At 71.6% G+C, this 15024-nt stretch carries 12 protein-coding genes; 3 read left to right on the top strand and 9 right to left on the bottom strand.

The annotated features are described in order from the left end of the window. Positions 1-643 precede the first annotated feature (643 nt). The 3 genes from MKK65_RS15205 to MKK65_RS15195 all read right to left on the bottom strand — a co-directional run bounded on the left by MKK65_RS15205 (position 644) and on the right by MKK65_RS15195 (position 3673). The gene (locus MKK65_RS15205) at positions 644-1636 is read right to left on the bottom strand and encodes a hypothetical protein (RefSeq protein WP_243958617.1); all 993 of its coding nucleotides are present in this window, start codon (positions 1634-1636) and stop codon (positions 644-646) included. 320 nt (positions 1637-1956) lie between these two features. Continuing rightward, positions 1957-2367 carry a peptide-methionine (R)-S-oxide reductase MsrB gene (msrB, locus tag MKK65_RS15200; protein WP_243958616.1) on the bottom strand — a complete coding sequence of 137 codons (411 nt, stop codon included), beginning with the start codon at positions 2365-2367 and terminating at the stop codon, positions 1957-1959. A 118-nt stretch (positions 2368-2485) separates the two neighbouring features. Next, positions 2486-3673, bottom strand: a complete 1188-nt coding sequence (locus MKK65_RS15195) for a YihY/virulence factor BrkB family protein (protein WP_243958615.1) — start codon at positions 3671-3673, stop codon at positions 2486-2488. A 121-nt stretch (positions 3674-3794) separates the two neighbouring features. Between MKK65_RS15195 and MKK65_RS15190 the strand changes: the two genes are divergently transcribed. From MKK65_RS15190 to MKK65_RS15180, 3 genes are all read left to right on the top strand, one after another. Continuing rightward, positions 3795-4868, top strand: coding sequence for a UV damage endonuclease UvsE (locus MKK65_RS15190; RefSeq protein WP_243958614.1), 1074 nt, complete (start codon positions 3795-3797; stop codon positions 4866-4868). 45 nt (positions 4869-4913) lie between these two features. Beyond that, positions 4914-5465, top strand: coding sequence for an RBBP9/YdeN family alpha/beta hydrolase (locus MKK65_RS15185; RefSeq protein WP_243958613.1), 552 nt, complete (start codon positions 4914-4916; stop codon positions 5463-5465). A 106-nt stretch (positions 5466-5571) separates the two neighbouring features. After that, positions 5572-5802 carry a hypothetical protein gene (locus MKK65_RS15180; RefSeq protein WP_058194309.1) on the top strand — a complete coding sequence of 77 codons (231 nt, stop codon included), beginning with the start codon at positions 5572-5574 and terminating at the stop codon, positions 5800-5802. Positions 5803-5812: 10 nt separating this feature from the next. Here the strand turns inward: MKK65_RS15180 and MKK65_RS15175 are convergent, their stop codons facing one another. The 6 genes from MKK65_RS15175 to MKK65_RS15150 form a co-directional block, all read right to left on the bottom strand. Next, positions 5813-6841, bottom strand: a complete 1029-nt coding sequence (locus MKK65_RS15175; protein WP_243958612.1) for a YcjF family protein — start codon at positions 6839-6841, stop codon at positions 5813-5815. A 368-nt stretch (positions 6842-7209) separates the two neighbouring features. Continuing rightward, positions 7210-8655 carry a YcjX family protein gene (locus MKK65_RS15170; protein WP_243958611.1) on the bottom strand — a complete coding sequence of 482 codons (1446 nt, stop codon included), beginning with the start codon at positions 8653-8655 and terminating at the stop codon, positions 7210-7212. Between the two features lie 73 nt (positions 8656-8728). After that, complete coding sequence (locus MKK65_RS15165; protein ID WP_243958609.1) at positions 8729-9886, bottom strand: hypothetical protein; 1158 nt, start codon at positions 9884-9886, stop codon at positions 8729-8731. A 46-nt stretch (positions 9887-9932) separates the two neighbouring features. Further along, the gene (hisN, locus tag MKK65_RS15160) at positions 9933-10721 is read right to left on the bottom strand and encodes a histidinol-phosphatase (protein WP_058192181.1); all 789 of its coding nucleotides are present in this window, start codon (positions 10719-10721) and stop codon (positions 9933-9935) included. A 110-nt stretch (positions 10722-10831) separates the two neighbouring features. Further along, positions 10832-12853 (bottom strand): AI-2E family transporter, encoded by a 2022-nt coding sequence (locus MKK65_RS15155; RefSeq protein ID WP_243958607.1) that lies wholly within the window; start codon positions 12851-12853, stop codon positions 10832-10834. Positions 12854-12990: 137 nt separating this feature from the next. Beyond that, on the bottom strand, positions 12991-14439 hold the full coding sequence (locus MKK65_RS15150; protein ID WP_243958605.1) for an MmgE/PrpD family protein: 1449 nt from the start codon (positions 14437-14439) through the stop codon (positions 12991-12993). Between the last annotated feature and the right edge of the window lie 585 nt (positions 14440-15024).

Genomic DNA, 15024 nt, shown 5'->3' with positions numbered 1-15024 from the left:
GTCCTAGTAGTGGAGGGTTCCTGAAGTTGCTCAGGGTCAGCCCCGCCCCGGGTCGCCGCGGGAGCCTTTTTCCGCCCCCGCCGGGCAATCTGCCGCCCGCCCTCCCGCCCGCATCCGAGCCACGCCCCGCATCGGTTCGCCGCCCGGGGCGATGGCGGCTGGGAGCCACCGACGCGGACACCGCCCCTTCCCCCGAGCCCGCCGATCAGCCCCCGGACGGACCCCCGAAGCGTGCCGCGGGATCGCGCCCGAAGCACCGAGGGACAGGTGACGGCTAATGAGCACAAAATAGGAACATTGTCAAGGGATGGGACGTGCTTTGCGCCGACGCCTGCGCAGTCTCCCAGTCGGTCCTGGATAGCGGCGCAGCGCCTTCCGGGTCACCCCCACCGCGATCCCGTTTTGATGCGGAAGAGGGGTGCGCACTCCGCCTTTCACACGCCGATGCGTGAACGTCATCGTTCGAATGGGCGGGCGCGTCCGTCGCGGCCTAGTCCGGCCGATGGGCGACAGCCGGAGGCTCGGCAAGGGATCTGTTGAGGCGTCGACCGACATGCCATGCGGCCAAACGCGGACGGCGCGCAGCAAAACGGCCGCGGTGGCTCCTGCCCCCGCGGCCGCTTCGCTTTGCTGGATCGGTCGATCAGGTCTGCTGCTGCGTCCGGCGGGGCCGCACGGTCCAGCGCTCGAACACGCCGGCCGATTCGTCGGTCTTCGCGTCCTTCGCCTCGGCGGCGGTGGGCTCCGGATGCTGGTGGATCGCCGCGCCGAGCGCCTGGGACAGGCTCTCGATCACGTCATCAATCCGGGCGTCGCTGTGGATGCTCTCCTGCGGCGCGGGCTGCGGCGTGCTCGGCTCCTGGGCGGTCGGCACCGCGTGATGCACGGGCTCCGGGGCAGATGCCGGCTCCGGCTCGGGATGGTGCACGGGCTCCGGCGTGGCCTCGGCGACCGGCGCCGCCGGTGGCGGCTCGACGGCTTCGGGGGCCGGAGCCGGGACTGCAGCCGGGGCTGCCGCAGCAGCCGGGGTCACGATGCGCCGCATGGCGCTCATCGCGCCGTCGTCGGACGGCTCGCTGGTGCGCGCGCTGCTGCCGTAGCGGCCGAAGCCGAACCGCGGCTCGATCAGGTCGAGAACCGCGTCGAGGGCCGCGTTGCTCAGCGGCACCTCTTCGGCGGCCGGCACGCCCTGGATGGCCAGCGCCTGCCGCTCGAAGGCCGGCTCGCTGCTGACCTCGCGCCCGAACCAGTTCGGGGCCTGGAAGCCGGCGGCGTCACCATCGTTGTCGAAGGCGACGCTGATCAGGTCGAGATTGCCCGGGGTGACGTAGCGATCGATCGTGACCTCGCGGCCGCCGATGGTCAGGACGGTCCGGTCATAGGCGGCCTTGCCGGGGCAGACGTCGAGCAGCGCGTCGCCGTGGGCGCGCGGCACGTCGGTTCGCTCCTCGGCCGGGATGCCGTCCGGCCCCTTGTTCACCAGCACCAGCTGGCAGACCTGGCCGTCGACCCGCACGTAGGAACTCCGGCCCCCCTGCGCGGCGAAGTGCCCCTCGGTGATCCGGGCGCCGCCCCGCTCCTTGCGGATCAGGCGGACCAGGGATGGCGCGACCAGGAATCGGCGAATGGTGCTCATGAACTCAAAACCCCTCCCGCTTCGTCGGCGGTGCGCCGATCCGGCGGACTGCCCTCAGGGCCGCCGGCCCGGATGGATCTGCCAAGTCGAGCGCGCGCCGACGGTGTATAAGCTCGACCGCAACGCCGTATTGGCTCACACATGACCGCATCCATCGCCAATACCGGACGGCGACAACATGAGACGGTTAAGCGCTAAGCAAAATCACGACGAAATCAAGTCCGGAACCCGGCTGCGATTCGCCCGGAACCCCGCCTGTCCCCGATATCCCGTCTTTCGGTGCGGTTTTCTCAACCCAGGTTAGACCCGGGCCCGTCGCCTCAACCCGCCAGCTCGAAGTTCATTGCCGCGCCGTTCATGCAGTAGCGCAGGCCCGTCGGGGCGGGGCCGTCGTCGAAGACGTGGCCGAGATGGCCCTTGCAGCGCGCGCAATGGACCTCGGTCCGGACCATCCAATGGCTGCGGTCCACCGTCGTCTCGACAGCGCCGTCGAGGGGCTCGAAGAAGCTCGGCCAGCCGGTGCCGGACTCGAACTTGGTGCCCTGCTCGAAGAGCGGCTGTCCACAACCGACACACGTGAATGTGCCCGGCCGCTTCTCGGCAAGCAGACAGCTCGTGCCGGCGCGCTCGGTTCCGTGCTCGCGCAGCACCCGGTATTGCTCCGGTGTGAGCGACGCGCGCCACTCGGCATCGCTGCGCGTATCGGGGCTGGTGGTTGCCGTATCGGCCATGAACATCTCCCTTTTCGGCGAGAGATATAGGCATCCCGCGCAGACGCTGGCAGACCCGTCTCCCTGAAAACGGCTGCACCGGCGGCATCCTGTCGCTCACGGTCCAACGGCTATGCCGCTAGGCCGCGGCCCCCACGGTGTCGGCCATCCGGGCCCGGCGGTGTCCCATCGGCAACGGCGCGCCCGTGGTCGTGTCGCGGCCGGTCTGGTGCTCCAGCTCCGCGTTGATCTCGCCGCCGAGCAGCACGATGGTCGACGAGATCCAGATCCAGGTCATGAAGCCGATCACGGCGCCCAAAGAGCCGTAGGTTTCATTGTAGGTCCCGAAGCTCGCGACGTACCAGGAGAACAGCAGGGACGCGATCAGCCAGAGCAGCCCCGCCACGAGGCTGCCGACCCCGACCCAGCGCCAGCGGGCGTGCTCCCGGCTGGGGCCGAACCGGTAGAGCACCGAGAGCCCGGCGAGCAGCACCAGCAGCACCGCCGGCCAACGCAGGGCCGCGAGCAGCCACGCGCCCGAGCCGAGGCCGAGGAAGTTCAGCACCACCGGCACCACCACGATCGCGTTGAGCGCGATGATGATGAACACCAGGGCCCCCACCGTGAAGGTGAGCGAGCGGATGTTGAGCCAGAAGAAGTTGCGCTTCTCCTCCTCTTCGTAGACCACGTTCAGCGCATCGAACATCGCCTTCATGGCGGCGTTGGCGCTCCACAGCGACAGCAGCAGGCTGGTGAAGAAGGTGACGCTCAGGGAGCTGCTGCCCTTGGCGGCGATGCGCTTGATCTGGTCGCCGATCAGCTCGACCGCGCCTGACGGCAAGACCGCGTGCAGCTGTGCGAGGTGCTCGTTGATCGCGGTGACGTCCGCGAACAGGCCGTAGCAGGTCACCAGCGCGGCGATGGCCGGAAACAAGGACAGCAGGGTGTAGAAGGTGACCCCGGCGGCCACGGCCAGCACCCGGTCCTTGTTGAACTCCAGGTAGACCCGGACCGCGATGTCCTTCCAGCCGGCCGGCGTCATCTCGGCGGGGCTGTCGGCGGCGCGGCCGCGCTCGGGCTGCGTCGCGGCCGTGAGTTGCGCGGCGCGACCCGCGATCGAGCGCGCGCCGACATTGATCGCCTTGTCGCGCACGGACGCGGTTCCGTGGGATGGCTCGACGGACGGCTCGGGGCGTTCCGGCAGGGCCGGGGCGCGCCGCCGGGCCGGCGTCGCGGCGAGCGCCACCAGGGCCGAGCCGAGCATCAGGGTCCACAGGATCGAGCCGGTCTCCGGCTGAGGGCTCGGGCTTGGGGGCGACGCGGGCATGGCGGTACAGGAGGGCCGTCCGCGCGGAACTGCCGCGCTCGAAGGCTCAAACGTCGCCGAAGCGCGGCCGTTCCGCGCCCGATTTCGGGCACGCGGGGCGCCGACGCGCGTTGTGCATCCTATGCGCGATCAGCCCCGCCTCGGATTCTGCTGCAAGTTCGTCCTAGACGAGCCCCCCGGCACCCACGCGACCCTCAAGGCGGAGCGCGAGGCCACGCTCCACATGAATTTGACCAGCGTGACGATGGCGCATCTCGCCAAGCTGGATCCCGTCGCCCGGCGGGCGAAGCTCACAGGGATCGTCGTCCACAACCTCGATGCGCTGGCCCGGCAGATCGCCTGGGTCGGGGCCCGGCCGCCGATCGAGCGCCTGCTGCGGATGGCGAGCAACGTCCTGCCGGGCTACACCCACGCCATCGCTGGCGAGATCTACGCCGCGCCCGAGATGGAAGCCCTGGTCGCGCGCGGGCTGGCCGAGGCCGGGGCATTGGCGCGCCGGCTCGGCGTGCGCCTGAGCTTCCATCCTGGGCCGTTCTGCCTGCTGGCGAGCCGCAATCCGGCGGCCATCGCCAACGGCCTGTCGGAGCTCGATTACCATGCCGAGATCTTCGACCGCATGGGCTATGGCGGTGGCTGGCACCCCCACGGCGCCCATATCAACATCCATGTCGGCGCCGGCGACCCAGGGGTGGCGGGGTTCCGCGAGACCCTGCCCCGGGCGAGCCAGGTGGCGCGCGACCTCATCACCGTCGAGAACGACGAAAACGTCTTCGGGGTCGAGGCCGTGCTCCAGCTCGCCGACATCGTGCCGGTGGTGCTCGACCTACACCATCACTGGGTCCAGAGCGGCGGCGCCTATCTCGAGCCCGACGATCCCCACATCGCCCGGGTGCGGGATTCCTGGCGCGGGGTGCGGCCGGTGGCCCATATCAGCGTCTCCCGCGAGGCGGTCTCGGCCGAATGCGACCTGGACGCCCTGCCCGACTTCCCGGCCCTGCGCGCCGCTGGCCACGCGGTCCGGGATCTCGCCGCCCATTCCGACATGATGTGGAACCGGGCCGTGAACGACCTCGTCGCCCGCCACATGGTCTGGGCCGATTTCGAGATCGAGGCGAAGGCCAAGAACTACGCTTCGACCCAGATCGCCCGCCACATCTCCGATGCGGCCCGGGCGGGCCCGATCGCCGCGGAGTGAGGGACGGTCTCGACGGCCCTGCCGGACGGCGCTAGTCAACGCGGCATGAAGACCGCCGATTGCGACATCCTCATCGTCCCGGGGCTCGGAGGCTCGGACGAGGACCACTGGCAGGCCCGCTGGGCCGGGCGCCTCGCCACCGCGCAGGTGGTCGCCCAGGACGATTGGCACGCGCCGACCCCAGGGGCCTGGTGCGGGCGAATCACCGAGGCGGTGGCGGCCGCGACCCGGCCCGTGATCCTGATCGCCCACAGCCTCGGCGTCGTCGCCTGTGTCGCGGCGGCGCCGCGCTTCGCTCCGGGGGTGGTGCGCGGCGCCCTGTTCGTGGCCTGCCCGGATGTCGAGGAGGCGCCCGACCTGCCCGAGGCGGTGCGGGCCTTCGCGCCGATGCCCCGGGACCCCCTGCCCTTCCCGTCGCTCCTGGTCGCCAGCCGTACCGATCCGTATTGCGCCTACGATCGGGCCGACGATTTCGCCCATGCCTGGGGCGCCCTGATCGTGGATGCCGGCGAATCGGGCCACATCAACGTCGCCAGCGGCCACGGGCCGTGGCCGGAGGGGCTGATGCGCCTCGCCGGGTTCATGAAGGGGCTGTAGGCGCCCCGCCGCGCGTTAACGCGCCGTTTACCCTCGCGGCCTCCAGTGTGGGCTTGGGCGGTCCTTCGCCCCGAAGGCGCCCTCGATGGCGCCCCTGGAGAGCACCGTGACGCGTAAAGAGCTTCTGGAACGACTCGACGCGGTCCAAGCCGCCCTCGGGCCGCGGGCCCACATCAACTTCAACAGCTCGCTGTTCAACGACGTCGCGCTTCTGAAGCGCATCGAGGCGTTCGAGGCGAAGGTCGGCGAGGTCGAGAAGCCGAAGGTCGCCGACTACACCGGCAACATGTTCACGCGAATCGCCAATCGCCGCGCCGCGACGGCCGCCGCCAAGTAGCGAGGCCGGCCTATTTGGCGTCGGGCTCTGCCGCACGCAGCAGCTCGCCCGCCACATCGGCGAGTCGCGGCGGCGCCTCGCGCACGAAGGGCAGCGGCCGGCAGACATTGAGGGCGGCCAGCCCGAATCGGGCGGTCATCAGCCCGTTGAGCACGCCCTCCCCCAGCTTGGCCGAGACCCGGGCGGCAATCCCGAGCCCCAGCACCTGCTGCATCACGCTCTCGCCCACCGCCATGCCGCCGGTGATGGTGAGATGCGCCACGGCGGCCCGCGCCAGCCGCAGGAAGCCCAGGAAGCCCGGACGGCCGCCGTAGATCGCCGCGATCCGGCGCAGCAGCCGGACGGCGGCGAAGACCACGAAGGCGACATCGACGATCGCCCGCGGGCTGAGAGCGGTCACCGCCGAGACCTGCTTGGCGCTGGTCGCGATGGCGTTGCGCGCCTGCCGGTCGAGACCCGCCAGCAACTCGTGCTCGGCCAGCCCGATCCGATCGTCCACGTCGAGGATCGCGTCGGCGGCGGCGTCGATCCGGGCGCGGCCCGGCGCCAGGGATTCCCGATCGGCGTAGAAGGCGGACAGCGCCTGCACCACCGCCTGCGCGCCGGTATGGTCGCGGCTGCCGAGCGCGTCGATCGCGGATTGCCGCAGCCGCTCGATCTTGCGCTCCCGCCGCAGGCCGGCGAGCTCCCGCGCGACGATCGCCAGGAGTGCCAGCCCGGCGAGACCCAGCAGGGCGAGCGCCACCCAGCCGAGCCACGGTGCGGCCTGGAACAGGTCGGCGATCATCCGCTCGATCGACAGCCCGATCCCCAGCGAGACCAGCCCCCCGGCGGCCGAGAGGAACAGCGCCCCCCAGGGTGAGCGCCGTCGCGGCGCCACCGGCACCGCGACGCCGTCGGCCGCATCGACAATCTCGAACGGTTCCTCGACGATCCGGGCCTGCTCGGGCCGGGCCGTAAGCGGCGTGGTGGTCACCCCCGGGCCGGGCAGCGGCTCGGGATTGATCCGGAAGGCGCGGGGTTTCTGGCCTGAGGACATGGCTTACAGCCTCCAGAGAGCTTTGTTCGGTTTTGCCCTCACGGCGATGGGCTGTTGGAGCGTCAGGCGACGAATGGGGCCCGCGGTCGATCCCATGCGCCTCTCCCTCCCCCCTCTGCGGGGGAGGGTGGCCCGCGAAGCGGGTCGGGAGAGGGGAGCGCCGATTCCGGACGCGTCGCGCCGGGGGAGAGATCCCGAACCGTCGCGCTGCCCCTCTCCCGACCCGGCCTGACGGCCGGCCCACCCTCCCCCGCAGAGGGGGGAGGGATGGCGCACGCCATGGCTGGACCGGGCATCTTGTCGAGCCTCGCACAGACCGGAACGCGGTCCGCGAGCCTCATGGCCGACCAAGACAGCCACCCACCCCATCACCCGAGCCTGTCGCCGATCAGAAACTGCATGGCGCGGTCGAGGCGGATCTGCGGCAGGTGGCCGGGGCGGCCTAGGCCGTCGGGGCGGATCAGCGGCGGGCGGAAGCGGGGGAAGCGGAGCGAGCCCGGGGCGACGGCGCCCTCCAGCACGGCCTCGGCGCGGGCCGGCAGCTCGCCGGGGAACACCGCGGCCTCGCTGTTGCCGTCGAACACCTCGTCGCCCACCCTCTCCCCGGCCTCCGGCGTTCCCGCGACCGCGCGCAGGATCTCAGGCCCGTCATGCACCGTGGTCTCGCGGGTGGCGCGCACGGAGGCGAGTGCCACGGTGCCGACCCGGGCGCCCGCGGCCTCGGTCCGCCGCATGGCACGGGACACCAGCAGGCGCAGCAGCGCGTCCAGCCGGTCGTGGCTGGTCTGGTGGAGATGGTCGGCCTTGGTGGCAGCGAACAGCACCCGGTCGGCCCGGGGCGCGAACAGCTTCGACAGCACCGTGTTGCGGCCGATATTGAGGCTGAGCAGCACCGCATCCAGCGCCTCCTCCAGCTCCGCGAGGGCGGTGGCCCCGGCATCGACGGCGGCGAGCACGTCCACCAGCACGATCTGCCGATCGACCCGCTGGAAATGGTCGCGGAAGAACGGCGTGACGACCTTGGTCTTGTAGGCCTCGAAGCGCCGCTCCATCAGCCCGGCGAGGCTGTCGGGGGCGATGCTTCCGGTGAGGTTGTCCAGCGGCGCGAAGGTCAGGGCCGGGGAGCCTGCGAGGTCGCCGGGCATCAGGAAGCGCCCCGGCGGGGTCGTGGCGACCGATTCCGGTCCGGCGCGGAGCGCCGCTAGATAGGCCTTGAACGCGTCGCTGGCCCGCTCGGCCGTGACTTCGTCGAGCGGGCCGTTCGGGTCGAAGCCCTTGAGCGCCTCGAGCCAGGGCGCCGCCACGGCGGTGCGGCCCGGTCGGCGAGTCCCGTTGATGGTGGCCCGGGACCACGCGGTGTAGCTCGTCTCGATCAGCGCGAGGTCGAGCAGCCATTCGCCGGGATAATCGACCACGTCGAGCATCAGGGTCGCCGGGCCGCTGCGCCACCCGGCGGCGCGCTCGTAGGCGATCTCCAGGCGGAACTGGCTGATCCGATCGGTGGAGCGCGGCCAGCGCCGCGCCTCGGTGAGCGTCCCGAAATGCTCCTCGAAGGGGAAGCGCGGCACGTCGTCGTCCGGCTGCGGCACCAGCCGGGCGCGGCGCAGGCGGCCTTCCTGCGCGGGCGCGAAGGCGGGCAGCGCGTGCGCCTCCACCAAGTGGTGGATCAGCGCCGTGGTGAACACGGTCTTGCCCGAGCGCGCGAGCCCGGTGACCCCGAGCCGCAAGGTCGGCTGGATCAGCAGGTCGTGCGAGGCTTCGGCGAAGGCTTTGACGGCCGAGCCGGCGCGTGCGGCAAGGTCGGTCAGGGGCACGGGCGGGCTCGTCGTCTCAGGAAACAGGCCGGGCACAGGTGGCGCGGTTGGGGCGGAACCGCAAGGCTTGCGTTTATGGTGTCGCCGCGTTGGCGGCAGGCGTCAGCGGCTTCAGGCGGGCGATGGCAGCCTCGACGAGATCCGGGCCGGCCCGGAGCGTACCGAGTTCCACCGCCGACATCGCCAGCATCACCGGCGCCAGATTGGGCCGCGGCGTGCCGTCCGGCCCGAATAGGTCGAGGTCGTCGCCGGGCTTCAGCCCGACGCTGCCGCTGATCCGCGCGGCATAGGCCTGGATCCGAACCTCGTCGCCGGTGCAGAGCGGGGCCGGCAGGTGCAGGTCGAGCAGGGGCAGCCCGGCCGCGATGGCGGGCAGCAGCGCCGATTCCGCGACCAGCCGGTCCGGGGCCGGAACCCTGCGATCGAGGAGGGCCGCCGGATCCGCGGCGCCGCGGGCCAGGCTCGGCCGTGCCGGTGCCGCCGGGGACGCGATCCCGGCAGCGATGTCGGGCATCGGCTGGAGCGCCGAGACGCGGGACACGTGGGCGCGGGCCATGTGGGCGCGGGCCATGGGGGCGGCGGCCGGACGCGCGCCGGGCCGCCCGGCCATCCGGGCGAGCGGCGACCAGGGCTGCACCCGCAGGGCCTTGGCGCGGGCTCGGGGCACGCCGCCCGGCCGGTGGGAAGCCAGGAAACGGGCGCGCAGCGTCCGGCCGAGCCCCCGGGGCGCCAGGGTCGCCGTGACCGCCGGCGTCGCGACGCCCCTGCCCGCCCGGGCCGGCATCGCGACCCGGCACTCGGAGGGCGCCCAACGGCGCACGATGGCCAGCGCGGTATGCCGGTTGTAGTCGCGAAAGTAGCGGCGCAGCAGGGTCGCGGCGGCGTCCGCCCCATCCGCCATGGTGGCGAAGGCCGTGTGGCCCTCCGCATCCGCCCCGATCTCCCCCGACCAGCGGGCGGACTTGATGCACCATCCGTTGTTCAGCCGGACGCAGCGGGCGACGTAGGGCGGGTCCTCGGCGAGCCGGGCGGTCAGTGCCAGGGCCCGGGGCAGCAGGTTGACGCCGGCCTGTTCGTGCCAGTTGGAGACCGACCGGGTGGCGGGATCGAAGCGCGGGGGTGCGGCCTCGGCCGGGGCGGCTGCGACCGGCGGCGTGGCCAGGAGCGCGGCCACGCGATCCTCGACGGATGGCATCAGGCCCGCCAGCAGGATGAGCGCGTTCAGCAGCACGCGGGCGGGCCCCCGTTGTCCCGGTCATGCGAGAGCCGGCAAAGCCTCACGGGTTCAGCACCTTCAGGGCCGCCTCGTGGAGGCGCGGGTCGCCCGCCGCCACGATACGCCCGCCGCCTGCGGCCGAGCCGCCGTCCCAGGCCGTGACCCGGCCGCCGGCGCCCTCGACGATCGGGATCAGCGCGACGATGTCGTAGGGCTTCAGGCCGGCCTCGACCACGAGGTCGATCTGGCCGGCCGCGAGCATGCAATAGGCGTAGCAATCGGTGCCGTAGCGCGACATCCGCACCTGGCCTTCCAGGGCACGGAAGCGCTCAGCCTCCTCTCCTGTCGCGAACAGGCGCGGATCGGTGGTGGCCAGGATCGCCTGGCCCAGATCGGCGCAGCGGCGGGTGCGCAGGGTGCGTTCGCCCGCCGGGCCGCGCAGGCGGGCGTTGCGTCCATCGCCGGTGAAGCGCTCGCCGAGATAGGGTTGGTGCATCAGCCCGCGCACCGGGACGCCGTTACGGGTCAGGCCGATCAGCGTGCCCCAGGTCGGCAGGCCCGCGATGAAGGCGCGCGTTCCGTCGATCGGGTCGAGCACCCAGACGCATTCGGCGTCGGTCCGCTCGGCGCCGAATTCCTCGCCCAGGATGCCGTGGCCGGGAAAGGTCTGGCCGATCATCGCCCGGAGCACCACTTCGGCGGCCCGGTCGGCCTCGGTGACCGGATCGAACGGAGCTCCGCCGCGCGCCTTGTCGTCGAGGCCGAACTGGGCGCGGAAGAACGGCAGGATCGCCTGGCCGGACGCGTCCGCGAGATCGTCCATGAACCGCCCGAGTTCGACGACGCTCATCGGCTCTGTCCCCTGATCTGCCTGCGACCCGTCCGGTGGTCCGGCCGCTGCGCGACGAAACCGGGGCGGCCCCCCGGCCGTCAAGCCCCCGGGGCTGGAGTCGTCGCGGTTCATGCCTCCGCCGGCTCCGGCGCACGGGCCGCCGCGCCAGCCTCCGGGGCGCCGGCGATGTCGGCCTGGACGGCGGCCAGCACCGCCTCGATGGCCTCGCGCAGGGACGCCACCTGCCCGGTGGCGTTCGTGGCGCCCGCCTGGGCGCGCGCCACCCGCTCCGACTGGCCGTTCTGGGCGAGCCACAGGCCGAGCAGGACCGGCACCGCCGGCATCCGCGCCTGCAGGCGCTCGACCAGACGGCGCAGGTGCGTCGGCTCGCCGTTCAGCGCCAGCGAGACCACGCAGGCCATCCGGGCCGGGCCGGGCTCGAACCGTCCGATCCGTGCCGAGGACGCCTCCGAGAACGGCACCGTGCGGATGCCGATGCCGCGCTTCTCCAGGATCTGGGCCAGGATGGCGGCGGCGGCCTCGTCGAGGAAGCCGCGGCCCGAGACGCACAGCACCGCACCCTTGCGGGTCCAGGCCTCCGGCAGGGTCTCCGGCGCGGGGCCGATCGGCATCGGGCTGCAGGCGTTCTCGCCGCCCTCCCCCGCCGCCTCGGTGGCGGCATCGCTGCGCTCGGACAGGTCGGCGATCAGCTCGCCCAGGGCGGTGCGCATCGCGCCCTTCTGCTGGGTCGTGAGTACCCCGCGCGCGGCATCCCGGGCGGCGAGCTCCAGGCCCTTGAGCACGACCTCGTCGTAGTAGGACGACAGCGAGCATTGCTGCAGGATCAGCTCGGCATGGCCCAAAACCTCCTCGGAATCGCCGGCCAGGATGCGCTGGTAGAAATTCTGCACCGGGGTGAGCGCCGGCCGGTCGCCGAACAGCACGTCGAGGAATTCCAGGTGCTCGACATGCCGTCCCAGCACCACCAGGCAGACGGTGAGCGGCGTCGAGAGCAGCAGGCCCACGGGCCCCCACAGCCAGGTCCAGAACAGGGCTGAGACCAGCACCGCGAGCGGCGAGAGCCCCGTGGACTGGCCGTAGACGATCGGCTCGAACACCTGTCCCGTCAGCGGTTCCAGGATGAGGAACAGGATCGTCACCGCGATCATCATGTTCCAGCCGGGATCGACCGCGGCGGCCAGCGTGATCGGCAGGATCGCCGACAGGAACGCCCCGATATACGGCACGAACCGCATCAGGGCCGAGAAGATCGCCCAGAGTATCGGGTTCGGCACGCCGATGACGTAGAGCCCGATCCCGATCACGACCCCGAAGGCGGTGTTGAGGGCGAGCTGCACGACGAAGTAGCGGCTGAGACGCCCGGCGGCGTCGTCGATCGCCCCGGTGGTCCGGTGCAGGTCGCTCGAGCCCGCAAGCCGGATCATGCGGTCGCGCAGGTCCTCGCGCTGCATCAGCACGAACAGCAGTACCACGAAGACGATACCCACCGTGGCCAGCGGCTGCAGCACCGGCGACAGCAGCGTGCCCAGCATTTCCAGCGGTCCCGGCGGGATCGACGCCACCTCGACCAGGACGGGTTTCTGGCCCGGCTTGGCCTCGTCCAGCCCGGGGGCAGGCTCGGTTGGCTGCGGTGCGGCTTTGGGCGTCTCTTTGGCCGGCTCCTTGGCCTGGTCCTGGCCACCGGTATGGAGCGCCCGGCCGATATTGGCGACGTAATCGGTGATGTGGCCCACCGGCGAGGCGCGCAAGCCCTCGATCTTGCGCTCGATGGTGGTGCGGTAGCGCGGGATGTCGCCCACGAGATCGGCCGCCTGGATGCCGATCAGGGTCCCCAGGGCCCCCACGATTCCGAGCGTCAGCAGGACGCTCACGCCGACCGCCACCAGCCGCGGCAGGCGCAGGCGTCGCAGGCGGCTCACCAGCGGCGTCAGCACGAAGGACAGGAGCAGCGCGATCGCGATCGGGATGAAGATCTCGCGGCCGAAATACAGGATCGCCACGATGGTGGCCCCGATCAGGATCGGCGACGCCATCGCGGCCCGAGGGGTCTCGGCCGCGGCGACCCGGGTCGGGCGCGGCGCAATCAGCGCGCGCTCAGGCTGCGCCCCGACCGGGGTTCTCGTGCCCATGCTGCGAGTCCACACCCCGAACGCCACATGCGGGCGCCCGCCGGGGGTCGCAGGGCCTCGCGGCAGAGGAACGGCACGGGGCCGGAAAACGATCCCGCTGGCCTCGCGTATCCGTTACCGAGGCGCCGACGCCCCGATCACGCCCCCTGCACCCCGGCTCGGGCCACCGCGCCCACATCCTTCAGCTCGGGGAGCGACCAGCACATCTGCATCACCCGCTTGGCCTGAGCCTCCGGCAGCACCCCGGCGGCGAGATCGGTGAACTTCGCCTCCAGCTGCGCGTCGGACATCGGCGTCTCGACGCTGCCGATCGCGTGCTCGATCCGACGGTGGAAGGTCCGACCGTCGTTCAGGGTCACGGTCATGTCGACCTGCGCGGCGTCGATGCCGGGGGTGATCACCGGCACGACCTTCTGGCGCAGGGCCACGACGCGTGGGTCGTTCACCGCCCGGTCGCTGAACTGCTTCTCGCCGCCCGCACCCTCCACGAGGGCGACCGCGGCTGCATGGTAGATGCTGAACTTGCCCTCCAGGCCGGTCTTCGGCGCGGTCTTGCCGGTGAGCTCCAGAACCAGCGGGTGGACCTTGAGATCGACCCGGGCGATGTCCTCCGGCCGGACATGGTCCTGGTCGCGGATCTGGACGCCCGCATCGATCGTCGGGTGCATGACGATCCCGCAGGCGAACGGCTTGTAGGTGTTGAGCAGGGCCTCGTAGCGGGTGCCCAGCCCGTCGGTGATCTCGGACCAGTCCTGCTTGGTCGAGATCGTGTTGGCCCAGCCGCGCTTGGCCTCGATCATGCCCTCCGACGAGGTGAAGCCCTTGGCCGCCAGGATCGCCGCGAACAACCCGTTCGAGGCCGCCCGGCCCGGGTTGAAGCTCTTGTTCATCGAGCCGAACGATTCGCGCAGGCCCACCGGCTGCGAGGCGGCGAGGCCCAGCGCGTAGACCATCTGCTGCTCGCTCAGGCCCATCAGCTTGCCGGCTGCCGCCGCGGCGCCGAACGGCCCGCATGTGCCGGTGATGTGCCAGCCGGCGTCGTAATGGTTCGGATAGACCGCGTTGCCGATCCGGCACTCGGTCTCGATCCCGACCACCAGCGCGTCGAGGAAATCCTTGCCCGAGATTGGCTTCATCTGGGCGTAGGCCAGGATCGCCGAGGCGACCGGGCCGGCCGGGTGGATGATCGTCTTGAGGTGGGTGTCGTCGAAGTCGAAGATGTGGCTCGCCACGCCGCTCAGGAAAGCGGCGTTCATGATGTCGAACCGCTCCGCCCGGCCGAACAGGCCGGCCTGCGGCGGTCCCGAGAACGGCTGCAGCGCCGCGACCGCCACGTCCACGGTCTCGTGATGCGAGCCGCCGATCGCCACGCCGACCCAGTTGAGGAAGCTGCGCACGCCCTCGCGGCGGACGGTCTCCGGCAGGGTGTCGTAGGACGAGGCCAGGATCCACTGCGCCAAGGTCTTCGTGACGGGCGGCGCCTTGGCGGCCGGCTTCGCAGCCTCGGCGGCCTGTGCACCGTCCAGGGCCGGCGCCGCCAGGGCAAGGCCTGCGGCACCGATGAGCGAGCGGCGATTCATGGTCATGGCGTTCTCCCGTCGAGCCGGCCGCACGCGGCGGGCTCTGTTGGTCGACACCATACTGAATAAGGCGCGGGTCCGTCAGCGGGTGTGTTGACAGGCCCGCGCAGATGAAGCCCGCTCGCTTGGAAGCTCCACGGCAGACCGTCTCCGCGCGCGCACCACCCTTTCCCGGACACCTGGAACGTCAGTGAAAGGTGATCCGGGACCCAGGGGAAGAAGCGCCGCGCAGCGGCACCTTTCGAGCTAACGCGGACACTAAGCGTCGTCTTGCGCTGGGTCCCGGGTCGCATTCCGCTGGCGCTGCATGCGCCCGGGAAAGGGCCGCGTTTCCGCATGCCGGCGGCGCAGCTAGTCGCGCCTCACACCATCTCCGGCAGCGCCTCCTATGCGTCCACGCCAAAAACCCTGCGGTACCGGGCGTTCGCGACGGCCGGTCCCTCGGCCGTGTGCGGGTGGTCGGAGACCTTGACGTTGGGGTGGCCGGCCGCCTCCACCACCTTGCAGACTACCAAGCCCGGCGATAGCCTGCCGGGGGGCAGACATCTGCGCTACTGGCTGTCTGGCAGCGTACGGCCGCGCGTGTCGGTG

It is taken from the genome of Methylobacterium sp. J-001 (genome assembly GCF_022829565.1).
GTDB lineage: Bacteria > Pseudomonadota > Alphaproteobacteria > Rhizobiales > Beijerinckiaceae > Methylobacterium.
This window is presented reverse-complemented; position numbering and strand designations above follow the sequence as displayed.